The organism is Actinocrispum sp. NPDC049592 (genome assembly GCF_040675465.1).
Taxonomy (GTDB): Bacteria; Actinomycetota; Actinomycetes; order Mycobacteriales; family Pseudonocardiaceae; genus Kibdelosporangium.
Genome location: NZ_JBFAPA010000003.1, coordinates 18,585 through 40,342, shown reverse-complemented (window position 1 = coordinate 40,342; position 21,758 = coordinate 18,585). Strand labels below are relative to the sequence as shown.

Sequence of the window (21,758 nt, the reverse complement as noted above, 5' to 3'; positions counted from 1 at the left end):
CCAGTCGGTAGTGACACAATCCTGCCATGCTGCGAATCGGAGTTCTCGGCGCGGCCAGGATAGCGCCGCCCGCACTGATCAAGCCGTCGCAATCGGTCGCGGATGTCACTGTCAGTGCCGTCGCCGCGCGGGACCGCGTGCGGGCGCAGGCGTTCGCGGCGAAACACGGCATTCCGGGCGTGCACGGCTCGTACGAGGAGCTGCTCGCCGACCCGGACATCGACGCCGTGTACAACCCGCTGCCCAACGGGTTGCACGGCCGCTGGACACTGTCCGCTTTGGACGCCGGGAAACACGTGTTGTGCGAGAAGCCTTTCACCGCGAACGCCGAGGAGGCCGCGACGGTGGCGGACGCGGCGAAAGAGGCCGGGCTCGTCGTGATGGAGGCGTTCCACTACCGGTACCACCCGTTGTTCCAGCGTGCGGTCGAGATCGTGCGCGGCGGCGAGCTGGGCGAGGTGCGGCGCATCGAGACGGCGCTCAGCTTCCCGCTGCCCAGGTTCTCCGACATCCGGTACAACCTCGCGCTGGCCGGCGGGGCACAGATGGACGCCGGGTGTTACGCGGTGCACATGGCCCGCTCGCTGGCCGGCGCCGAACCCGAGGTCGTCAGCGCGAAAGCCAAGCTGCACAAGCCGGAAGTGGACCGGGCCATGACCGCCGAGCTGCGGTTCCCCGGTGGCGCCAGCGGCCGGGTGAGCTGCTCGATGTGGTCCAGCTCGTTGCTGCGCCTGACCGCCCGGGTGGAGGGCACCCAAGGCACCCTGAGCATCCTCAATCCCATTGCGCCCCAGGCGTTCCACCGGTTCACCGTGCGGACCGCCGCGGGGCGGCGGACCGAGTCGTTCCCGAAGCGGGCTTCCTACGCTTACCAGTTGGACGCATTCGCCGCGGCCGTGCTGCGCGGCGAGCCGACGCTCACGCCGCCTTCGGAGTCGATCGCGAACATGGCCGTGATCGACGCGATCTACACCGCCGCGGGGCTCTCGCCCCGGTCACCCTCGGCCTGATCCGGTTCGGGTTCGGGTCCGGGTTCGGACGGCAGGACCGGGACGTCCACCGGGCGTCCCGCCTCCCGCCGGCCGATGGCGCGGGCGCCGGTCATCCGGCAGGCCAGGTCGGCGAACCGGTCGGCCAGCGCCGCCCTGGTCAGCCGCCCATTGGGGTTGAACCAGTTGTGCACCCCGTTGCACATCTCCATGATCGCCAGCCGGGTGGTGGTCAGGTCGGCGATGTCGAAGTCGCCGTTGGCCCTGCCCTTGCTGAGCACATCCCGGAACAGGCCCTCGTAGGCGTCGCGCATGGCCATGATCTCGGTGCGGTTGCCACCGGTCAGCGACCGCACCTCGTGATCGGTCACGCGGGAGGTCAACGGGTTCGCGGACTCCATCGCGACATGCGCGCGGACCAGGCGGGCGAGTTGGACGGGCGGGTCGTCGCTGCCCGCGACGGCTTGCTGCCCGGCCCGCAGCAGCGCCTGCAGGCAGGCGCGCATGATGGACGCGAGCAACTCCTCCTTGCCGCCCGCGTAGTGGTAGAGCGTGGCGGAGTTCAGCCCCGCCGCGCCGCTCAGCTCGCGGATCCCCGTCGCCGCGAAGCCTCGTCCGGCGAACAGCCGCACCGCAGCCCGCTGAATCACCTCAAGGCTGGCCATACCCCCAGGGTAACCCCTTAGACAAGCGTCTGATCAGCCTGCGGAGCGGGTTTGTCGGGCTGGGGCGCGGTTCGGTTTGACATGGTCCCGTCGGCGGCCTCGGCAGGGGAAGCGGGCAGGTCCAAAGTGAGGCTCGCGGGGACGGGGTGGGGCAGCCCTGGGGCGGAGCAGGGGTGAGTGGGTCCTGCTCCGCCGTCGGGTTGGGTCAGCTGTCAGTTGTCGTGGCCGTGGTGGTGGAGGTAGTGGAGGCCGTAGCCGAAGGGGAAGAGGGCTGGTTTGCCGTCGCCGACGTTGATCGGCTGCTGGTCGGCGGACTGCATCCAGGTCACCGGGAGCCTGCCGGTGGGGTTGTAGTCGCCGAACAGGACGTCGGACACGCCGTTGCCCTCGGTGCCCGGGAGCCAGGCCTCGAGCAGGGCGCTCCACGATGGGAGCTGGGCCGCGATGTCCAGCGGGCGGCCCGACACCATCACGACGACCGTGGGGACGCCGGAGGCCTTCAGCTTCGCGAGGGTGTCGAGGTCGGCTTGGTCGAGGCCCATGGTGGTGGGGCGGTCGCCCTTGCCCTCGGCGTACGGGAGTTCGCCGATGACGGCGACGGCAACCTTGTAGGTGCTGTCGATGCCGGTGCCGTCCTTGCTGTAGGTCACCGTGGTCGAGGGATTCACGGCCGCCTGGATGCCCTGCAGGATCGTCGTTCCGGGGGTGACGGGGCCGCTGGTGCCCTGCCAGCCCACGGTCCAGCCGCCGGTCTGGTTGCCGATGTCATCGGCGTTCTTGCCGGCCACGAAGATCTTGTTGCCGGACTTGTCCAGGGGCAACACATCGTTGTCGTTCTTCAGCAGGGTCTGGGACTCGCGGACCGCTTGCCGGGCCAGGTCGCGGTGCTGCTTGCTGCCGATGGTGTTCAGCCACCGGCGGTCGGTCAGCGGCTTCTCGAACAGGCCCAGCTCGAACTTCTTGGTCAGGATCCGGCGGTTGGCGTCGTCGATCCGGGCCATGGTGATGTGGCCGTTGGCGATCTCGGCCCTCATCGTGTCGATGAACTGCTTCCAGGCGAACGGCACCATGATCATGTCGATGCCGGCGTTGATGCCCGCGGTGACCTCTTCGGGGGTGAACCCGGACTTGTCGTCGATCTTGTCGATGCCGTTGTAGTCGGAGATGACGAACCCGTCGAAGCCCAGCTCGCCCTTGAGCACGTCGTTGATCAGGTAGCCGTTGGCGTGCATCTTCACGGCGTTCCAGCTGGAGTACGAGATCATCACCGAGCCGACGCCGCGCTTGACCGCGGCGCGGAACGGGGGCAGGTGGACGCTGCGCAGCTCCTGCTCGCTGATCTCGGTGTTGCCCTGGTCCTTGCCGTTGGTCGTGCCGCCGTCACCGACGTAGTGCTTGGCGGTGGCCAGGATCGAGCTTGGGGCGCCCAGCCAGGGGCCCTGGAAGCCGTCGATGATCGTGGTCATCGACGAGGCCAGCTCGGGCACCTCGCCGAACGACTCGTAGGTGCGGCCCCAGCGGTCGTTGCGGGCCACGCACAGGCACGGCGCGAACGTCCAGTCGATGCCCGTACCGGACACCTCCTCGGCGGTGGCCTTGCCGATCCGGCGGGCCAGCTCCGGGTCGCGGGTGGCGCCCAGGCCGATGTTGTGCGGGAAGACGGTGGCGCCCTTGACGCCGTTGTGGCCATGCACCGCGTCCACGCCGTAGATCAGCGGGATCTGCAGCGGCGACTTCATGGCCGCGTTCTGGAACGTGTCGTACATGTCGGCCCAGCTCACGGGCGTGTTCGGGGTGGGCTGCGAGCTGCCCCCGGACAGCAGCGAGCCGATCCGGTATGTGGCCAGGTCGGTGAGGTCGGTGATACCCAGGCGTTCGGGCTGGATCATCTGGCCGAGCTTGTCGTCCAGGGTCATCCGGGACATCAGGTCGTTGACCCGGACTCGCACCGGCAGCCACGCGTCCTTGTACGCGGGACCATGGCTTGCCAGGACAGGTGGGGCGGTGCTGACTACCAACGCCCCGGCTAACAGCCCGAGCGTCAGTGTGCGTCGAACCCGCATTTCGCGGTTCCTCCTAGCGGCGGCGGAAACACCGATAGTTACTTCGAAACGTAAATTAACGGACCTCCCGGACGTGGTCCAGACCTCACCGGGTGGCATTGCCGCTGTTCACGGACGCGAACCGGCGCACTGTCCACATCAGATTGTCAGAAAGCTGTTAGGACCAGGGGTTGTCCGCCGAATGGCCCTATAGTCGCCGGTATGTGCGCACACGTGGTGCTCGCCGAGGACGACCACAAACAGGCCGAGCTGGTCCGCCGGTACCTGGAGCGCGAGCAGCACACGGTGGTCGTGGTGCACGACGGTCGCGCGGCGCTCGACGAGGTCCGCCGTCAGCGGCCGGACCTGCTGGTCCTCGACGTGATGCTGCCCGGCGTGGACGGGCTGGACGTGTGCCGGATCCTGCGCCGGGAGTCCGACCTGCCGGTGCTGATGCTCACCGCACGGTCCACTGAGGACGATCTGCTGCTCGGCCTCGACCTGGGCGCGGACGACTACGTGACCAAGCCGTTCAGCCCGCGCGAGCTGATGGCCCGCGTACGCACCCTGCTGCGCCGGACGAAGGCTGTTGACCAGCGGCAACCCGATCCGGTGCTGCGGGTCGGCGGGGTGACGGTCGACCCGGTGCGGCACGAGCTGCACAGCGACGGCGAGCTGGTCCAGTGCACGCCCGGCGAGTTCCGCCTGCTGGAAACCCTCGCGGCCCAGCCCGAGCGGGTGTTCACCCGCGCGCAGTTGCTGGAACGGATGCACGGGTTCGACCGGTACATCACCACCCGGACCATCGACGTGCACGTGATGAACCTGCGCAAGAAGATCGAACCCGACCCACGCAAGCCTGTCCGGCTGCTGACGGTGTACGGCGTCGGCTACAAGCTGACCGATGGCAAGGCGTAGGTTCCGCAGCAGCCTGCTGGTGCGGCTGCTGGTGGTCTCGGTGGTGGTGGCGCTGTGCGCGATCGCCGCGACGGCGTGGCTGGCCGCCGAGACGACGACGGTCGCGATCACCCAGCAGCAAGGCCAGGCGCTCGCCGACGACGCCAAGATCTACGACACGCTGATCGGGTACGCGGCCACGCACAACGAGTGGGCCGGGGTCGGGCCGGTGGTCGCCCAGCTGGTCAAGGACACCGGACGGCGGATCGAACTGTCCACACCGGACCGCAAGCTCATCGCCGGGGAAGGGTCGTTGCCGGACAAGGCGTCCGCGGTGATCGACCCGCTCGCGGTCGACCCCGCCCTGGCCACTGAAGCCGACGCCAACCGGGTCGACAAGCGAGCCGTGGGCCCGTATCTGCTGACGCCGGACGAGAAGACCGCGTTGGACCAGTCGGCGCAGGTGGTGCTCGCGTGCGTGCGCGGCCGCACCGGTGATGGGTCCATTGTGGAGACACCCAGTGGCCGCCCCACGGTGCGGGCGTCGAACCAGGCCTCGCTCAGCAGTTGTGAACGCCCGCCGCTGTCCGGGCCGGTCGGGACCGAGACCCGGGCGCTGGACCAGCTCACCGAGCTGACCAACCGGTGCCTGGCCGGCCGGAACGTCCCGCCGGTGCGGGTGAACCTGGACGGCACGTACAAGTACACGGAATCCGCGCCCGCGCAGGCCGAACCGTTGCGTGCCAACGAGGTCATCGCCACCTGCATCGCGACCGCCAAACACGACCAGCTTGTGCCCTACGTCGCCCCGGCGGCGCTGTTGTTCGTTTCCAGCCCAGCGGGTCGGGCTTCGGCCGGGCTGGACCTGTCTCCCGCCAACAAGGCCCGGATCATCGGTGTGGCTGCCCTGGTTCTGCTGGTCGCGGTGCTGGCGACGGTGTTCGCCGGAGGCAGGCTGGTTCGTCCGTTGCGGGCGTTGACCGGTGCGGCGCAACGGATGCGGGACGGCGACGACACGGCCCGTGTGCGGCTCAAGGGGTCCGACGAGATCGCGCAGCTGGCGTTGGCGTTCAACGAGATGGCCGACATCCGGTCACGCAACGAGCAACAGCGCAAGGCGATGGTCAGCGACATCGCGCACGAGCTGCGCACCCCGTTGAGCAACATCCGCGGCTGGCTGGAGGCGGTCGAGGACGGCGTCACCAAGCCGGACAAGGCGTTCGTCGCGTCCATGATGGAGGAGGCGTTGCTGCTCCAGCACATCGTGGACGACCTGCAGGACCTCGCCATGGCCGACGCGGGCAAGCTGCGCATCCACCCCGAGCACGTGCACCTGTCCGCGATCCTGTCCCAGGTCGCCGCCGCGCAGAACCCCAAGGACGTCTACCTGTCCGTGCGCACCGAAGGCGAGCCCGAGCTGGAGGCGGATCCGGTGCGGCTGCGCCAGGCCGTGGGCAACCTCGTCACGAATGCCCTGCGGCACACCCCTCCTGGCGGCTCGGTCACCGTCACGGGCCGCCGGGACGGCCCGTGGATCGTCATCGACGTGATCGACACCGGTGCCGGCATCGGCCCGGACGACCTGCCCAAGGTGTTCGACCGGTTCTGGCGCGCGGAGAAGTCACGCAGCCGTCAGGGTGGCGGCAGCGGGCTCGGCCTGGCGATCGTCCGCAAACTCGCCGAGGCGCACGGCGGAACCGTCTCCGCCGCAAGCACTTTGGGCAAGGGGTCGACGTTCACGCTCAGGCTGCCGAGCGAAGGCACTACAGGTTCCTGACAAGTTCCACATATCCGCCCGGCACTGTCAGCAGGTATGAAGGCACTCATCGGCATCGCCGCGGTCCTGCTGGCCGCGACGGCCTGTTCGTCCACCCCGGACGCGCAGCCACCGCGGAACAAGGTCGCCTCGCTGGCCACGTCGGACGCGCCTTCGCCGGCGGCGACGGCCCCGGGCCGGCCACCCGTCCGGGAACGGCCGCGCTACCGCATCGACATGACCGACCAGGAGCAGCAGGACCTCTACCGGGTCTACATGAACTGCATCAAGGACCACGGCGTCGACGTCGCGGCCTCCCGCCAGGGCGGCCCCAAGGTGGACAAGACCAAGTACGACGCGGCCGCCAAGGCGTGCGAACAGGTCCTGCCGCTGCCCGCGTGGGAGGAGGACGCCAGCAACCCGGAGGCGCTGGACTTCGCCAAGAAGGTGGTGGACTGCCTGCGCGGCAAGGGAGTCAAGAAGGTCGAGGTGTCCACCAACGAGGGCATGGTCGGCCCGGCCTTCGGCGGCCCGGAGAACGACCAGGACTCGATCACCAAAGGCCTCGCCCTCACCCCGCAATGCCAACGCGAAGTAGCCGCGGCGCCCAGATGACGGGTTACGATCGGGGCTGTGGAGCTTCCCGTGATGCCGCCGGTGAAACCGATGCTGGCCAAGGCCGTGCACGCGGTGCCGCATGACCCTGGGCTGAGCTATGAGCCCAAGTGGGACGGGTTCCGGTGCATCGTGTTCCGGGACGGGGCCGAGATCGAGCTGGGGTCGCGCAACGATCGCCCGCTCACGCGGTATTTCCCCGAACTCGCCGAACTGTTGCTCGAGGCCTTGCCGCAACGGTGCGTTGTGGACGGTGAGATCGTCATCGCCACCGAGGCCGGGCTGGATTTCGAGGCGCTGCAGCTGCGGCTGCACCCCGCCGCGTCCCGGGTGAACAAGCTCGCGGAGGAGACCCCGGCCAGCTTCGTAGCGTTCGACCTGCTCGCGCTCGGTGACCGGTCGCTGATGGACACGCCGTTCGTGCAACGCCGCCGCGAGCTGGAAGGCGTGCTGGACGACTCCCTCGCGCGCGTTCACCTGACGCCAGTGACGTCCGATCCGGCGGTGGCCGAGGACTGGTTCACCCGGTTCGAGGGCGCGGGCTTCGACGGGGTGATGGCCAAACCCGTTGACCTGCCGTACCAGCCGGACAAACGCGTGATGTGGAAGGTGAAGCACGAGCGGACCGCGGACTGCGTGGTCGCGGGTTTCCGGTGGCACAAGGACAAGGAGACCATCGGGTCGCTCCTGCTGGGCCTGTACGACGACAACGGCGTGCTGCACCACGTCGGCGTCGCCACGAGTTTCACCGCACAGCGCCGGCGTGAGCTGGTCGACGAGCTGGCCCCGTTGCGGGAGAACGCTCTCGACGGCCACCCATGGCGCCAGTGGGCCGAGTACAAGGCGGAGATGCGCACCCCCGGCGCGTACAGCCGGTGGGCGGTGGGCAAGGACCTGTCGTGGGAACCCGTGCGGATCGAGTGGGTCGCCGAGGTCCGCTACGAACACCTGCAGGGCCACCGGTTCCGCCACGGCAGCCGCCTGGTCCGCTTCCGCCCCGACCGCACCCCCGAATCGTGCACCTACGGCCAGCTCGACCAGGTCGCCCCGGCGGAACTGCACAAGTTGTTCAGCTAAGTTGAGGCCATGCTGTTGCCGAGGTACGGCTCTGGTGCGTTGTCCGATGTGGTGCCCTCGCTGCTCGCCGGTCTGGGCGTGCCCGGGATGACCGCCACGCTGGACCTCCCGCAGGTCCGCAAGGTGTGCCTGCTGCTGGTCGACGGCCTCGGGTGGGAGTTGCTGCGGCAGTTCCCCGAGGACGCCCCGACGTTGACGGGCATGGCCGGGTCGTCGATCACGGCCGGGTTCCCGGCGACCACCGGGACCAGCCTGGCGACCATCGGCACCGGGATGCCGTCGGGGGAGCACGGCGTGGTCGGGCTGTCGTTCGCGGCCTCCGCCGACCAGATGATCAACGTCCTGCAGTGGACGCAGCACGCCGCCGGCAAGCACGTCGACCTGCGCGACCAGTTCGTGCCCGAGGAGTTCCAGCCGCTGCCGACGACGTTCATGCGGGCGGCGGACGCGGGTGTGACGGTGCACCTGGTCACCGACGCCTCGTTCCAGTCCAGCGGGCTCACGCGGGCCGTTTTGCGGGGCGGTTCCTACGACGGGGTGTTCGCGCTGGGCGACCTCGCGGCGAAGGCGATCGCGGCCCTGCGCAGCGCGGACCGGGCGTTCTGCTACGGCTACCACTCCCAGCTCGACCTGCTCGGCCACATCTACGGCCCTGGCACGGAGGACTGGCGCTACCAGCTCCGGCAGGTGGACCGCCTGGTGGCGACGATCGCCGCGGAGCTGCCGTCCGACGGGCTGCTCGTGGTGACCGCGGACCACGGGATGGTCGAGGTCGGCGACGCCGACAAGATCGACTACGACACCACGCCCGAGCTTCAGGACGGGGTGCGGATGCTCGGCGGCGAGCCCCGCGCCCGGCACGTCTACGTCTCCGAAGGCGCGCTGGACGCGGTGCTCACCGCGTGGCGGTCGGTGCTGGACTCGCGGGCCTGGGTGGCCACGCGGGACGAGGCCATCGAGGCGGGCTGGTTCGGCCCGGTGGTCACCGACCGGGCGCGGGCCCGCATCGGCGACCTCGTCGTCGCAGCTCAGGACACGTCCGTCGTGGTCCGGTCCGGGGTGGAGCCGATGCTCACCCGGCTGGCCGGGCAGCATGGTTCGCTGACCGCGGCCGAGCAGCTGATCCCGTTGCTTACCCTTAGCCATGGCTGAGATCACCGACGAGTACATGCAGAGCGAGATCGCGAACATCAAGGTCTACGCGCTGTGCCTGCTGCACAAGGGCCCGGCCTACGGCTCCGAGGGCAGCGAGAAGATCATCTGGGAGCACGGGCGCAACAACTTCAAGCTCCGCGAGGCCGGCAAACTCTGTGTCATGGGCCCGATCCCGGGCGACTCTGAGCTGCGCGGCACCGGCATCTTCAGCACCTCCGTGGAGGAGGCGACCGCGATCATGGAGGCCGACCCGGCCATCCAGGCCGGCATCTTCACGTTCGAGATCTACCCGTTCAGGAGCTTTCCGGGGTCAACACTCCCTTAGCCAGGTGGTTCGTCTTCGCGCGCAGGGCGGCGAGGTCGTGGTGCCTGAGAACGCCGTCCTGCTTGACGATCCGGCCGTCCACCAGGACGGTGTGCACGTTCTCGGGGCCGAGGGTGGTCACGATCGCGCCTTCGACCTCGGGCGTGCCCAGCAGGTGTTGCAGGCCGTCGAGCAGAACCAGGTCGGCCCGTTTGCCCGGCTTGATCTCGCCCGTGTCGAGCCGGAGTGCCTTGGCGCCGTTGACGGTTGCCGCGGTGAGCATGTCCCGTGCGGGGATGGTCTGGTCGATTCTCCTTTCGTGGCAAAGGGTCGCCAGCATCTCGCTGAACATGTCCGGCCGGTTGTTGACCACCACGTCGACGCCGAGGGCCGGTTTCCCGCCGGCCTTGACGATCCGGTCGTAGGCGGGAGAACCGTGGCCCATCAACGACTCGACGATCGTGGTGACGGTCAGCGCCGACCCGCTGTCGATGATCATCTTGATCTCATCGTCGCTGCTCCTGTTGCCGTGCAAGAAATGCAGGTCCGGCCCGAGCAGGTGGCGCATGGCCTCGATCCCGCCGGGCCGCCGGCCGCCGATGTGCATCGACGTCAGCAGCCCGAGCTCGCGGGCCAGCGCGAGGTGCCGTTCGGTGTCCTCAATGGACAGGTAGTCCAGGCCTAGCGGCGCTAGCGCCGTGGTGACAAGGCCTTGGCGTCCGGCGTGTTTGCGGATGTCGGCCTCGTCGTCGACGTTGTTGTGCGCGAAGACCGCGCGGATCCCCGACGCTTCGAGCGCGGCGAGGCTGACCTGCGAGGGGATCGCCGCCGTGCTCCAGTCGATGATCGTGGTGATTCCGGCGTTCAGGGCCTCCGCCGCGCCCAACAGGATCGCGTTGTGGGCCTCTTCCTCGGTGAACCGCATGCGGCTGAGCACGTTCGTCAGGTAGTGCTCGAGGTTCATGTCCGGGCCGATCCCGCGCAGCGGCGCCTGGACCAGGTGCCGGTGGGTGTCCACGAACCCCGGGATGACCACCAGGCCGGTTGCGTCGAGGGTCTGGCCGTCCGATGTGGACTCCGCGATCACCCCGTCCTCGATGGCGATGTCCCGCACACCCACGCCCGGCAGGTACCCGTTCTTGATCAGCATTCCGTTCCCCTTTGATGAAAGCTTTCTAAAAAGCTATCGCGAAAGCTTTCTGGGTGCAAGGTTAGACTTCCGGGCATGCGGGACGTGGTCGACGGCATCCTCGCGAGCTGGCAGCGGGAACTGCCGGAGATCGCCGGGATCGAGCTGGAGCTGAGCAAACGCGCCCACCGGCTGGCCGCGATCCTCGAGCAGGCCACCAACCGCCAGCTCGCCAAGTTCAAACTGACCAAGGCCGAGTACGACATCCTCGCGGTCCTCCGGGCGGCCGGCCGGCCCTACCGCCTGCGTCCCACCGACCTCGCGGCCCGGCTGCTGCTGTCCTCCGGCGGCACCAGCAACGTCCTGCGCCGCCTCACCGACGCCGGCCTCATCACCCGCGACCCCGACCCCGACGACGCCCGCAGCTCCTGGGTCCAGCTCACCCCCCACGGCCTGACCATCACCGAGGCCGCCGTCCGCGCCAGCACCGAAGGCCAACGCCAGACTCTGTCCGCCGTCGACCCGGCCAAGACCCGCGCTGCCGCCGACATCCTCCGCGAGATCCTGCTCGCCCTGGGTGATCACGTGGAGTGACGACTCGAATACCCCTGTTCTTACCCCTTACCCCCTTGGGGTATAAAGGAGGGAGGTGCCTGTCGTGCCCCCGGCCTGGGTGGCCGGCCGCGCGGCGGGCTGGAGGAACGGGAGTGGCCGGGATGCGGGGATACACCGGGAACAAGGAGGATCATCTGCGGCGGTTGCGCCGGATCGAAGGTCAGGTCCGGGGGCTGCAGCGGATGGTGGACAGCGATGAGTACTGCATCGACATCCTGACCCAGATATCGGCTGCGACCAGGGCGTTGCAGGCGGTGTCGGTGTCGCTGCTCGACGAGCACCTGCGGCACTGTGTCAGCGAGGCGATCACCGAGGGCGGGCAGGCCGCCGACGAGAAGATCAAGGAAGCCAGCGACGCAATCGCGCGGCTGGTCCGGTCATAGAAAGGCTGGGAATGTCAGCCGGATTGTCACAGTCCACGTACACGGTCCAGGGCATGACCTGCGGTCACTGCGTCAGCTCGGTGACCGAGGAGGTCAGCGAGATCGACGGCGTGCAGGGTGTCGACGTCGACCTGGCCAGCGGCCTGGTCACGGTCACCAGCGACCGCGACATCGCCGAGGAGGATGTGCGCGCGGCGGTGGTCGAGGCCGGTTACCAGCTGGTCTGATGCGCAACCTGGCCGTTTACCTGGTGATCCTCGCGGCGGTGTTCGCCGCGGGGTTCGCGGTCGGTGCCGCGGTGGGGCCGGCCCGGAGCACCGAGGTGAGCCATGACCACCACTCATGACCTGGGCCGGGTCGAGCTGTCGATCGGCGGCATGACCTGCGCCTCGTGCGCGAACCGGATCGAGCGCAAGCTGAACAAGCTCGACGGGGTGTCCGCGTCGGTCAACTACGCCACCGAGAAGGCGGTCGTCAGCTTCCCGGAGTCGTTGTCGCCCAACGACCTGATCAAGACCGTGGAGACCGCGGGCTACACCGCGCAACTCGACGAACCCGAGCGGGACACCACCCGTGAGCTGCGGTTGCGGCTCGGCGTGGCGATCGTGCTGTCGATTCCCGTGCTCCTGCTGTCGATGGTCCCGGCCTGGCAGTTCGACTACTGGGGCTGGCTGGCCCTCGAACTGGCCACGCCGGTCGTGTTGTGGTCGGCTTGGCCGTTCCACAAGGCCGCGTGGACGAACCTGCGGCACGGAACGGCCACAATGGACACCCTGATCTCGATCGGGGTCGGCGCGGCCTACCTGTGGTCGGTGTACGCGCTGTTCTTCGGCCCCGCAGGCGAACCCGGGTTCCGGCACGGCTTCAGCCTCACCATCGAACGGATGTCCGGCGCGCTCTACCTCGAGGTCGCCGCCGCGGTGACCACGTTCATCCTGGCCGGCCGGTACTTCGAGACCCGGTCCAAGCGCCGCGCCGGCGCCGCCCTCAAAGCCCTGCTTTCGTTGGGCGCCAAAGATGTCGCCGTTCTCCGCAACGGCGAGGAGATCCGCGTCCCGGTCGAGAACCTCAAGGCGGGCGACCAGTTCGTGGTCCGGCCGGGCGAGAAGATCGCCACCGACGGCGTTGTCGCGGACGGAAGTTCCGCGGTCGACGCGAGCATGATCACCGGCGAGTCCGTCCCGGCCGAAGTCTCCCCAGGTGGCGCTGTCGTCGGTGGCTGCGTGAACGTGGGCGGCCGTTTGGTCGTCACCGCGACCCGCGTAGGCAAAGACACCCAGCTCGCGCAGATGGCCAAGCTGGTCACCGAAGCGCAGAACGGCAAAGCGGCCGCCCAACGGCTCGCCGACCGGATCTCCGCGGTGTTCGTCCCCGTGGTGATCGCGCTTGCCGTGGGAACGCTGGGGTTCTGGCTCGGCACGGGCGCCGGAGCGAACACGGCGTTCACCGCTGCTGTGGCCGTCCTGATCATCGCCTGTCCGTGCGCTTTGGGCCTTGCCACGCCGACGGCGTTGCTGGTCGGCACAGGCCGGGGCGCGCAGCTGGGCATCCTGATCAAGGGCCCCGAGGTGCTGGAGTCGACCCGCAAGGTGGACACGATCGTGCTGGACAAGACCGGCACGGTGACCACCGGCACGATGAGCCTGGCCCACGTGCACACCATCGACGGCGTCACCGAAGAGGAAGTCCTGCGCCTGGCCGGGGCCCTCGAACACGCCTCCGAACACCCCATCGCCCGCGCGATCGCCGCCGCGGCGCCGTCGATCGAACCGGTCACCGGGTTCCGGAACCTCGAAGGCCTGGGCGTCAAGGGAACCGTCGAAGGCAAGAACGTCCTCGTCGGCCGGGCCCGGCTCTTCGATGACATCAGTGAACTCGAAGATGCCAAAGCAGCGGCGGAACGCAAGGGCCACACCGCGGTCGTCGTCGCCTGGGAAGGAAAGCCCCGAGCCGTTCTGTCCATTGCGGACACCGTCCGGCCCACCTCCGCCGAGGCCGTCCGGCAGCTGAAGAGCCTCGGCCTGGCCCCGATCCTGCTCACCGGCGACAACGAGGCCACCGCCCGGAACGTCGCCGAAGAGACCGGCATCGGCGAGGTCATCGCCGAAGTCCTGCCCAAGGACAAAGTGGACGTTGTGAAACGCCTGCAGGCGCAGGGAAAGGTCGTCGCCATGGCGGGCGACGGGGTGAACGACGCCGCCGCGCTGGCGCAGGCCGACCTCGGGCTGGCCATGGGCACCGGCACGGACGTGGCCATCGAGGCGAGCGATCTGACGCTGGTCCGCGGCGATCTGCGGGCGGCCGCGGACGCGATCCGCCTGTCCCGCCGCACGTTGGCGACCATCAAGGGCAACCTGTTCTGGGCCTTCGCGTACAACGTCGCCGCCCTGCCGCTGGCCGCCGCGGGCCTGCTCAACCCGATGATCGCGGGCGCGGCGATGGCCCTGTCGTCGGTGTTCGTCGTGACCAACAGCCTGCGGCTGAAGAGCTTCAGCTGATGGACGTCGACCTGCGCAAGCTGAGGTATTTCGTCGCCGTGGCGGAACACCTGCATTTCGGCCGGGCGGCGCAGGATCTGCACATCGCGCAACCGGTGTTGTCCCGGCAGATCCGGGCGTTGGAAGACGAGCTGAAAGTCCAGCTGTTCGTCAGGGACCGGCGGGCCACCGAGCTGACCGCGGCGGGGGAGCAGCTGCTGGCGGACGCACGGCCGTTGCTGGCGAGCGCGGATGCGTTGCGGCGCCGGGTGGGGCGGGCGGCTCGCGGGCAGGACACGTTCACCATTGGCTTCATGCCGGGACTCATCGTGACCGGCGCGGTTCGGGCACTGGAGGCCAGGCATCCGGGGCTGCGGGTGGAGGTTGTCCGGACCAGCTGGGCCGACCAGACCGAGGTCATCCACGACGGCCGCGTGGACGTGAGCCATGTGCGGCTGCCGATAGACCAGCGCGGCCTGCAGGTCCGGCCGCTGCTGACCGAACCGAGAGTGGTCGTCCTGCCGGCGGGCCACCGGCTGGCGGGCAAGGACACCGTCAGGATCGCCGACCTGGCCGCCGAACACCTGCTGCAGGACCCGGACGCCGTGCCGGAATGGCGGGACATCGCGGTGGAACTGCGTGACGGCAGCCGGGAACCCGTGCCGTACATCGCGAACGTCGAGGAGAAGCTCGAACGCGTCGCCGCCGGTCACGGCGTGGTCATCCTGCCGTTGTCGACAGCCACCTTCTACACGCGGCCGGACATCACCCAGGCCGCGGTCGAGGACATCGCTCCCAACCAGGTGTGCCTGGCCTGGGACGCGACGAGACGCAGCCCGCTGATCGCCGAGTACGCGTCCTTCCAGGCGGAAACTTTCGGGCATCCTTGTCATCCCTTGTGAGGATCGCGGACACGGCCGCTTTGTCTCTTCTTTAACCGGCGTATACGAACGTGGCTGACTGTTGTCCGGGCCAGGTCGGGGTCTGGCGAGGAAACAGGTTCACCATGGCTTCCGCTCGTTTTCAGGTCTTCACGAGGTGTTCCACTGACGGACGTAACAACGGATCTGCCAAACGGCACGCCGGATCGGTGACATGGCGCTTTCTCTCCGCTAACAATCGCAGTATCGGCCGGTCGGTCAGTGACTTCCCGGATGGTGAAGCCTGCGTCAGCGCACTGCTTGACCTGCAGAAAGTCCTGCCTGGTTCATCGGTTGTCACTGTTCGCGACGAACTGGGACTGTGGGTGTGGCGGTTGCGGGTAGACCGTTCGGACGTAGCAATGTCCACCCGTTGCTATCAACGCCGCCTGCACGCGGAAAACGCTGGTTCGGCTTTTCGCGATCTGGCCGCGACCGTGCGCGATATAGATGAGTTACAGGTCGTGCACTTCTGATTCCCGGCAGTTAGGGAGCGGCCAATTAGTCCGTAGTTCATGAAGCGGTAGACGGCTGTCCAACTGTGCTGGATTGGCTGGTACGGCACAACAGGAAACGAGGGGCGATGACTCAGCTCGACGCGGCACCGGCTGTGGTGCCCGCGGTCACCCGGAGGAAGGTCGCGCCGCCGGGCGGCGCGGACCGGGTGTTCCGCATCGGCATCCGCGCGGCCGGGCTGATCGTCCTCGCCATCATGATCACCGTTGGCTTTTTCTTGCTGCAGAACGGAACCACGGCGCTGTCCACAGCGGGCTGGCGGTTCCTGACCACCCAGACCTGGCAGCCGGACTCCGGGAACTTCGGCATCGCCGCGGTTCTGGTCGGCACCATCCTGATCGCGACTGTCGCACTGTGCGTGGCGTTCCCGCTCGCGCTCGGTGTGGCGCTGTACATCTCGGAGTACGCGCAGCCGCGGTGGAAACGGTTCCTGGTCAGCCTGGTCGACCTGATGGCCGCGGTGCCCAGCGTCGTGTACGGCCTGTTCGGCGCGGTCTACCTGCAGTGGAACGCACTGGACGTGCCGCGCTGGATCGCCGTCCACTTCAGCTGGCTGCCACCGTTGCGGGTGGACGGCTTCGACCCGAACGACCCGCTGGGCAGCAACACCGTCTTCGCCAGCTCCACGTTCTTCGCCGGGGTGATCGTGGGCATGATGGTCATGCCGATCACCTGTTCCGTCATGCGTGAGGCGTTTTCCCAGGCACCGCAGGGGGAGCGGGAAGGTGCCTACGCACTGGGGGCCACTCGCTGGGGCATGATCCGCAGTGTCGTGCTGCCGTTCGGCCGCAGCGGCATGATCGGCGGGACCATGCTCGGGCTCGGCCGCGCGCTCGGCGAGACCATCGCGGTGTACATGATCATCGCGCCGGTGTTCGCCATCCAGCCGCACATTCTCTCCAGCGGCGCCAACTCGGTGTCCGCGCTGATCGCCCAGCAGTGGGGCGCGGCGAGCCCGTTCGGCCTGTCCGCGCTGATGGCGGCCGGGCTGGCGCTGTTCACGCTGACCCTGGTGGTCAACTTCGGCGCGTCCGCGGTGATCGCGCGCAGCCGGTCCGGCCAGGGGAGCGACGCGTGACCGAGATCCGGCGCAACACCAGCGACGCCCGCCGCGCGGACCGGATGGTCCAGTTCGGTGCGTGGGCCGCGGCCATGGCCATGACCGGCCTGCTGTTCCACCAGCTGGCGCCCTTCGGTGGCGTGGTCGGGTTCCTGCTCATCGACTGGGTCATCTTCCTGTGCCTGTACGGGCTTCTGGTGTCGTTCGACAACGACCGGCAGGCGGTGAAGGACCGGCTGGCCGCCGCGGTCATCCGCGGGATCGCCGTGAACGCCTTCATCGCGCTGATCGTGATCGTGGGCTTCCCGTTCGTCAAAGGCATCGGCGCGCTCCGGCACGTCAACTTCCTCACCGAGGACATGGCCGCGGCCGGGCCGCTGGATCCGTTGACCCAGGGCGGGATCCTGCACGCGGTCGTCGGCACGCTGGAGCAGATCTCGATCGCGCTGGCCATCACCGTCCCCTTGGGACTCACCTGTGCGGTGTTCCTCAACGAGACCCGGGGTGCGTTCACCCGGTTCGTCCGGACCATTGTGGACGCCATGACGGCGCTGCCGTCCATTGTGTCCGGGCTGTTCGTCTACGCCTTCCTGATCCTGCTGGTGGGCTTGGAGAAGTCCGGCCTGGCGGCGGGCTGTGCGATCAGTGTGATGATGCTGCCGATCGTGATCCGGGCCGCGGACGTGGTGATCCGGCTCGTGCCCAGCTCGCTGCGGGAGGCCTCGCTGGCGCTGGGCGCGGGACAGCTTCGGACCGCTTGGCATGTCGTCCTGCCAAGTGCTCGGTCCGGTTTGATGACAGCGGTTCTGCTGGGCACCGCCCGCGGGATCGGTGAGACGTCACCGGTGCTGATCACCGCCGGTGTGACGGCGTACGTGAACGCGAACCCGACCACGGGTCCGCAGATCTCGTTGCCGCTGGCCACTTTCACGTTCGTCACCTCGCCGGAGGAGACGATGAAGGCACGCGGCTTCGGTTCTGCCGCGGTGCTGATGATCCTGGTGCTCGTGCTGTTCCTGATCGCGCGGCTGGCCGCCGGCCGCCCGGCCGGTGAACAGTCCCGCGGCCGGCGGGTACGGGCACACCGGGCCTCGATGCGGGACCGGGAAAGGTTCATCGCGCGGATCAAGGAGGAGGAGCAGCCGTGAGGCGCTGGCTCGGACTGCTCGTGGTGCTGCTGATGCTGGCACCCAGTTCGGCGATGGCTCAGGACTACGTGCCGATCAGCGGCTCGGGGTCGACGTGGAGCGCGAACGCGCTGGACCAGTGGCGTAAGAACGTCCAGCAGTACGGTATGCGGATCTCGTACTCGCCAACGGGTTCCACGGACGGCCGCAACCAGTTCAAGGCGGGCCAGGCGGACTTCGGTGTGTCGGAGATCCCGTACGGCCTGACCGACGCCGGGGTGAAGGACAACCCGCCGGACCGCGGGTTCGCGTACATGCCGATCGTCGCCGGTGGCACGTCGTTCATGTACAACCTGAACATCGGCGGCAACCGGGTGACGAACCTGAGGCTCTCCGGCGAGACGATCACCAAGATCTTCACCGGCGTGATCACCAACTGGTCCGACGCGCAGATCAAGAACGACAACCCCGGTCTGAAGCTGCCCGCGCGCAAGATCATCCCGGTGGTCCGGTCGGACGGCTCCGGCACCTCGGCCCAGTTCACCATGTTCATGGCCAGCCAGTACGGCGGGATCTGGGATGCGTTCTGCCGCAAGGCGGGCCGCTCGACGCCTTGCGGGTTCACCTCGAACTATCCTTTGACCGCGCCGGTGATCGGCCAGTCCGGGTCGCTGGGTGTGACGAACTACGTGCGGCAGGCGCAAAGCGAGGGCTCGATCACCTACGTCGAGTACTCCTACGCCCGCAACGCCGGGTTCCCGGTGGTGAAGGTGCTCAACAAGGCGGGCTACTACATCGAGCCCAAGGCGACCGCGGTCGCGGTGGCGCTGCTGAAGGCCCAGATCAACTCGGACCTCACGCAGAACCTCGACGGTGTCTATGTGGACGGTGACAAGCGGACGTATCCCTTGTCCAGCTACAGCTACATGATCCTGCCCACCACGGAGACGGCGAAGTTCAACAAGGACAAGGGCCGCACGCTGTCCGACTTTGCCTACTACTTCCTCTGCGAGGGTCAGCAGCAGGCCGACCAGCTGGGCTACTCGCCGCTGCCGATCAACCTGGTCCAGGCGGGGCTCAAGCAGGTCGAGCGGATCCCGGGCTCGACGAAGAAACAGACCGACATCTCCAGGTGCAACAACCCGACGTTCTCCGGTGACGGCACGAACACCCTCGCCAAGAACGCGCCGATGCCGCCCGAGTGCGACAAGGCCGGTGCGGTCCAGTGCGCCGAAGGCACCGGCGGCGCCAACAACCCGACGCCGAACAACAACGGCGGCGGTGGAGGTGGCGGCGGCGGTGGTGGCGGTTCGGGCGGCGGAGGTCCGGGCGGTGGCGGCGATGGAGGTGCCGGCGGGAACGGAGCCGGTGCGGGGACTGATGTTCCGGCCGATGCGCCGATCGACCCGGACACCGGTCAGACCGTCGGCGGCAACAGCCGCAACGGCACGTCGAACGTGGCCGCGGAGCCGGTGTCGGTGGAGGTCTTCGACCCCGGGCAGGCGGTCCTGTTCACCGTGCTCGCGGTGGTTCTGCTGACCGGCTTGGTGATCGGGCCGCCGGTGCTCGCCAGGGCCTTACGCCGGGGAGACCCCCGTGACTAGACGGCTCGCGATCCTGTTCATTGCCGGCATTCTGGTGGTGCTGATGCCGGTTCCGGCGGCCACCGCGGACGAACCGGTCACCAAGCACGGCACCGGGCAGTTCGCCGACCTGGCGGTCACGGTCAGCCAGACCACCGAGCTGATCAACCAGACCATCCGGATCAGCTGGACCGGCGGGAGACCGACCGGCCCGGCGGGCAACTTCGGCCGCGACTACCTGCAGATCATGCAGTGCTGGGGCGACGACCCGGCCGGGCCGGACCGGGAGCAGTGCCAGTTCGGCGGCCTGCTCACCCAGTCCGCGCCCGCGGCGGGCGACTTCGTCCGGCTCCGGCAGGTCAGTTATGGCGCCACCCTGAAGGATCCGGCCGAGACCATCACCGCGCCCGCCGGACAGCAGGCCGTGGTGCCGTTCCGGTCGGTCACCGGCAAGTCGACCACCGCGTACGGGGAGTTCTACGACGCCGGGACCACCAATGAGGTTCCGCTGGCCAAGACCCGGCAGGATGGCGGCGGCGAGGTCGACTTCGAGGTGCAGACCGCGCTGGAGTCCTACGGCCTTGGCTGCGGCGGGATCCGCCAGGACAACACGCCCCGGCCGTGCTGGCTCGTCGTCGTCCCGCGTGGACAGACCGAAGTGGATGGACGTCAGGTCGGCGGCGAGGGCCTGAGCTGGCTGGTGTCCTCACCGTTGAGCGCGACGAACTGGCGCAACCGGATCGTGTTCCCGTTGCGGTTCCAGGCGGCCGGCCGGGCCTGTCCGATCGGTTCCGCGGAACGCCCGACGGCCGGGCACGAGTTCATCGCCGACGCCATGCTCAGCTGGCAGCCCAAACTGTGCGCCAGCACGGGTTCGGTCTACGGATACACCCAGGTGCCCGACGTCACCGCCCGGGACACGCTGAGATCCGGCAAGCCCAACCTGATGTTCATCACCAACCCGTTGCCAGACCCGGACAGACCGACCGTGTACGCGCCGGTCGCGCTGTCGGGCCTGGCGATCGCTTTCATCACCGAACGACAGTCCGCGGGCGAAGGTGTTGTGCCGCCGGAGATCTGGCAGCAGGACGGCCAGCAGATCGCCGAGATGAAGCTGACCCCGAGGCTCGTGGCCAAACTGCTCACCCAGTCCTACCAGCTGTCCCTGCCGGTGCGGGCGGACTACCTGAAGAACAACCCGGACTATCTGACCAGGGACCCGGACTTCATCGAGCAGAACCAGAACTTCAAGGACCACGCCATCCTGATGTCCACAGTGGACGCCCTGGTGTCGACGATCGGCATGGACGCCAACATCGCGCTGTGGACCTGGATCAACGGCGACCCGGACGCCCGGGCCTTCCTGGACGGCAAGCCGGACAAGTGGGGCATGACGGTCAACCCCGGCTACAAGGGCCTGGCGCTGCCGATCCCGGACTTCCCGCGGGCCGACCTGACCTGTGCGCAGCCCAACACCGTCGTGGAGAACTGCGCGCTGACCTTGCACCCGTTCGCCGGCGACATGCACGAGGCCGGGCGCGCGATCAGCCGCGGCGACACGCTGGGCAAGCAGCCCACCGGGTTCGCCACCCCGGACGGCAAACCACAGCTCAAGGCGGTCGATCGCGAGCCACAGGGCCAGCGCAGCCTGCTGGCGATCGTGAACACCGCCACCGCCAAGCGGTACGGCCTGCCGATGGCCCAGTTGCGCAACGGCGCCGGTGAGTTCGTCGCGCCGACCAACGAGACGATCACGGCCGGTCTGGACGCGATGAAGCACAACGACGTCGCCAAAGAGGTCCTGCAGACCGACGCGCTCACCACGCGTAAGAACGCCTACCCGCTGGCGACGCTGACCTACGCGGCCACCGCACCGTCCGCTTTGGACAAAGCGGCCGGAGCGGCCTACGCCAGGTTCCTCAGGTACGCGGTTGGCGACGGCCAAGTGCAGGGCATCGAACCCGGTGAGCTGCCCGACGGTTATGTGCCGTTGCCGCAGTCGTTGCGCGACCAGACCCGCAACGCGGCCACCGAGATCGAGCAGAAGGCGGGAATTCCCATCAACAAGGGCGAACCGCCACCGCCTCCCGGGAACGGCAACAACAACCCGGGGAACAACCAGCCGATCGTGAACAACACCACGCCAACGTCGAGCGCGCCCGCGCCCGCCCCGCCGCCCGCGAGCGCACCCGCTCCGGCGCCGGGCAAGCAGGGTGGTGCGCCCCAACCGGTCGCGGCCTCGCGACCGACCCCGTCCGCGCCGGTCGGGCTGATCCGGTACGCACTGGCGGCGGTCCTCGTTCTCGGCGCGGTGGCGGCCGGCTGCGGCCCGCTGCTGCTGCGGCTGAGCGCTCGAAGGAGGAGGTGAGCGGCTGTCGCGAGCCGGCCGTGACCGGGAGCGGCTACTCCCGGCCACACATGGCCGAACACAAAGTGCTTGACATCAGT

Annotated in this window: 20 protein-coding genes; 17 read left to right on the top strand and 3 right to left on the bottom strand. The window is 68.5% G+C overall.

All coding sequences use genetic code 11. The features are described from left to right. The first annotated feature begins 26 nt into the window (after positions 1-26). Positions 27-1,010 (top strand): Gfo/Idh/MocA family oxidoreductase, encoded by a 984-nt coding sequence (locus AB0J95_RS10255; RefSeq protein ID WP_364755169.1) that lies wholly within the window; start codon positions 27-29, stop codon positions 1,008-1,010. Here AB0J95_RS10255 and AB0J95_RS10250 read toward each other — a convergent pair. Both AB0J95_RS10250 and AB0J95_RS10245 read right to left on the bottom strand, forming a co-directional pair. After that, positions 968-1,654, bottom strand: coding sequence for a TetR/AcrR family transcriptional regulator (locus tag AB0J95_RS10250; RefSeq protein WP_364755166.1), 687 nt, complete (start codon positions 1,652-1,654; stop codon positions 968-970). The genes AB0J95_RS10255 and AB0J95_RS10250 overlap by 43 nt on opposite strands. 212 nt (positions 1,655-1,866) lie before the next feature. Continuing rightward, entirely contained in the window at positions 1,867-3,717 is a 1,851-nt protein-coding gene (locus tag AB0J95_RS10245) for a glycoside hydrolase family 3 N-terminal domain-containing protein (protein ID WP_364755163.1), read from the bottom strand. 201 nt (positions 3,718-3,918) lie between these two features. On the opposite strand from AB0J95_RS10245, the gene AB0J95_RS10240 reads away from it, so the two are divergent. From AB0J95_RS10240 to AB0J95_RS10215, 6 genes are read left to right on the top strand one after another with little or no spacing between them, the layout of a single operon-like run. After that, the gene (locus AB0J95_RS10240) at positions 3,919-4,614 is read left to right on the top strand and encodes a response regulator transcription factor (protein ID WP_364755161.1); all 696 of its coding nucleotides are present in this window, start codon (positions 3,919-3,921) and stop codon (positions 4,612-4,614) included. Beyond that, entirely contained in the window at positions 4,601-6,370 is a 1,770-nt protein-coding gene (locus AB0J95_RS10235; RefSeq protein ID WP_364755158.1) for a HAMP domain-containing sensor histidine kinase, read from the top strand. The genes AB0J95_RS10240 and AB0J95_RS10235 overlap by 14 nt, the downstream gene beginning before the upstream one ends. 36 nt (positions 6,371-6,406) lie before the next feature. Then, a complete protein-coding gene (locus AB0J95_RS10230; protein ID WP_364755156.1) occupies positions 6,407-6,964 on the top strand; it encodes a hypothetical protein in 558 nt (185 codons plus the stop codon). An 18-nt stretch (positions 6,965-6,982) separates the two neighbouring features. After that, positions 6,983-8,041 (top strand): ATP-dependent DNA ligase, encoded by a 1,059-nt coding sequence (locus tag AB0J95_RS10225; protein WP_364755153.1) that lies wholly within the window; start codon positions 6,983-6,985, stop codon positions 8,039-8,041. Between the two features lie 9 nt (positions 8,042-8,050). Continuing rightward, complete coding sequence (locus tag AB0J95_RS10220; protein WP_364755152.1) at positions 8,051-9,193, top strand: nucleotide pyrophosphatase/phosphodiesterase family protein; 1,143 nt, start codon at positions 8,051-8,053, stop codon at positions 9,191-9,193. Further along, complete coding sequence (locus AB0J95_RS10215) at positions 9,186-9,521, top strand: hypothetical protein (RefSeq protein ID WP_364755149.1); 336 nt, start codon at positions 9,186-9,188, stop codon at positions 9,519-9,521. Before AB0J95_RS10220 ends, AB0J95_RS10215 begins: the two co-directional genes overlap by 8 nt. On the opposite strand, the gene AB0J95_RS10210 is transcribed toward AB0J95_RS10215, so the two are convergent. Further along, positions 9,490-10,650 (bottom strand): amidohydrolase family protein, encoded by a 1,161-nt coding sequence (locus tag AB0J95_RS10210; RefSeq protein WP_364755147.1) that lies wholly within the window; start codon positions 10,648-10,650, stop codon positions 9,490-9,492. The two genes, AB0J95_RS10215 and AB0J95_RS10210, sit on opposite strands and share 32 nt — an antisense overlap. A gap of 75 nt (positions 10,651-10,725) precedes the next feature. Between AB0J95_RS10210 and AB0J95_RS10205 the strand changes: the two genes are divergently transcribed. The 10 genes from AB0J95_RS10205 (at position 10,726) to AB0J95_RS10160 (ending at position 21,678) form a co-directional block, all read left to right on the top strand. Beyond that, positions 10,726-11,223: a MarR family transcriptional regulator gene (locus tag AB0J95_RS10205; protein ID WP_364755145.1), complete on the top strand. Its 498-nt coding sequence runs from the start codon at positions 10,726-10,728 to the stop codon at positions 11,221-11,223. A gap of 122 nt (positions 11,224-11,345) precedes the next feature. Then, positions 11,346-11,627, top strand: a complete 282-nt coding sequence (locus AB0J95_RS10200) for a metal-sensitive transcriptional regulator (protein ID WP_364755143.1) — start codon at positions 11,346-11,348, stop codon at positions 11,625-11,627. Between the two features lie 23 nt (positions 11,628-11,650). Then, positions 11,651-11,854, top strand: coding sequence for a heavy-metal-associated domain-containing protein (locus AB0J95_RS10195; RefSeq protein WP_364756157.1), 204 nt, complete (start codon positions 11,651-11,653; stop codon positions 11,852-11,854). Between the two features lie 102 nt (positions 11,855-11,956). Further along, on the top strand, positions 11,957-14,125 hold the full coding sequence (locus tag AB0J95_RS10190) for a heavy metal translocating P-type ATPase (RefSeq protein WP_364755140.1): 2,169 nt from the start codon (positions 11,957-11,959) through the stop codon (positions 14,123-14,125). Next, positions 14,125-15,006, top strand: a complete 882-nt coding sequence (locus tag AB0J95_RS10185; RefSeq protein WP_364755138.1) for a LysR substrate-binding domain-containing protein — start codon at positions 14,125-14,127, stop codon at positions 15,004-15,006. Before AB0J95_RS10190 ends, AB0J95_RS10185 begins: the two co-directional genes overlap by 1 nt. Positions 15,007-15,110: 104 nt before the next feature. Further along, positions 15,111-15,500, top strand: a complete 390-nt coding sequence (locus tag AB0J95_RS10180) for a hypothetical protein (RefSeq protein WP_364755135.1) — start codon at positions 15,111-15,113, stop codon at positions 15,498-15,500. Positions 15,501-15,607: 107 nt separating this feature from the next. After that, positions 15,608-16,618 carry a phosphate ABC transporter permease subunit PstC gene (pstC, locus tag AB0J95_RS10175; protein ID WP_364755132.1) on the top strand — a complete coding sequence of 337 codons (1,011 nt, stop codon included), beginning with the start codon at positions 15,608-15,610 and terminating at the stop codon, positions 16,616-16,618. Beyond that, complete coding sequence (pstA, locus tag AB0J95_RS10170) at positions 16,615-17,748, top strand: phosphate ABC transporter permease PstA (RefSeq protein WP_364755130.1); 1,134 nt, start codon at positions 16,615-16,617, stop codon at positions 17,746-17,748. Before pstC ends, pstA begins: the two co-directional genes overlap by 4 nt. Continuing rightward, positions 17,745-19,331, top strand: a complete 1,587-nt coding sequence (locus tag AB0J95_RS10165; protein WP_364755128.1) for a phosphate ABC transporter substrate-binding protein PstS — start codon at positions 17,745-17,747, stop codon at positions 19,329-19,331. Before pstA ends, AB0J95_RS10165 begins: the two co-directional genes overlap by 4 nt. After that, on the top strand, positions 19,324-21,678 hold the full coding sequence (locus tag AB0J95_RS10160; RefSeq protein WP_364755126.1) for a hypothetical protein: 2,355 nt from the start codon (positions 19,324-19,326) through the stop codon (positions 21,676-21,678). Before AB0J95_RS10165 ends, AB0J95_RS10160 begins: the two co-directional genes overlap by 8 nt. Positions 21,679-21,758: the final 80 nt, after the last annotated feature.

What these genes read in the sequence shown, in the direction of transcription:
- AB0J95_RS10180 (WP_364755135.1), top strand. Translation starts at nt 15,111, where the DNA reads ATGGCTTCCGCTCGTTTTCAGGTCTTCACGAGGTGTTCCACTGACGGA.
- AB0J95_RS10240 (WP_364755161.1), top strand. Translation starts at nt 3,919, where the DNA reads ATGTGCGCACACGTGGTGCTCGCCGAGGACGACCACAAACAGGCCGAG.
- AB0J95_RS10220 (WP_364755152.1), top strand. Translation starts at nt 8,051, where the DNA reads ATGCTGTTGCCGAGGTACGGCTCTGGTGCGTTGTCCGATGTGGTGCCC.
- AB0J95_RS10215 (WP_364755149.1), top strand. Translation starts at nt 9,186, where the DNA reads ATGGCTGAGATCACCGACGAGTACATGCAGAGCGAGATCGCGAACATC.
- AB0J95_RS10245 (WP_364755163.1), bottom strand. Translation starts at nt 3,717, where the DNA reads ATGCGGGTTCGACGCACACTGACGCTCGGGCTGTTAGCCGGGGCGTTG.
- pstC (WP_364755132.1), top strand. Translation starts at nt 15,608, where the DNA reads ATGACTCAGCTCGACGCGGCACCGGCTGTGGTGCCCGCGGTCACCCGG.
- AB0J95_RS10200 (WP_364755143.1), top strand. Translation starts at nt 11,346, where the DNA reads ATGCGGGGATACACCGGGAACAAGGAGGATCATCTGCGGCGGTTGCGC.
- AB0J95_RS10230 (WP_364755156.1), top strand. Translation starts at nt 6,407, where the DNA reads ATGAAGGCACTCATCGGCATCGCCGCGGTCCTGCTGGCCGCGACGGCC.
- AB0J95_RS10255 (WP_364755169.1), top strand. Translation starts at nt 27, where the DNA reads ATGCTGCGAATCGGAGTTCTCGGCGCGGCCAGGATAGCGCCGCCCGCA.
- AB0J95_RS10185 (WP_364755138.1), top strand. Translation starts at nt 14,125, where the DNA reads ATGGACGTCGACCTGCGCAAGCTGAGGTATTTCGTCGCCGTGGCGGAA.
- AB0J95_RS10210 (WP_364755147.1), bottom strand. Translation starts at nt 10,650, where the DNA reads ATGCTGATCAAGAACGGGTACCTGCCGGGCGTGGGTGTGCGGGACATC.
- AB0J95_RS10190 (WP_364755140.1), top strand. Translation starts at nt 11,957, where the DNA reads ATGACCACCACTCATGACCTGGGCCGGGTCGAGCTGTCGATCGGCGGC.
- AB0J95_RS10235 (WP_364755158.1), top strand. Translation starts at nt 4,601, where the DNA reads ATGGCAAGGCGTAGGTTCCGCAGCAGCCTGCTGGTGCGGCTGCTGGTG.
- AB0J95_RS10250 (WP_364755166.1), bottom strand. Translation starts at nt 1,654, where the DNA reads ATGGCCAGCCTTGAGGTGATTCAGCGGGCTGCGGTGCGGCTGTTCGCC.
- AB0J95_RS10205 (WP_364755145.1), top strand. Translation starts at nt 10,726, where the DNA reads ATGCGGGACGTGGTCGACGGCATCCTCGCGAGCTGGCAGCGGGAACTG.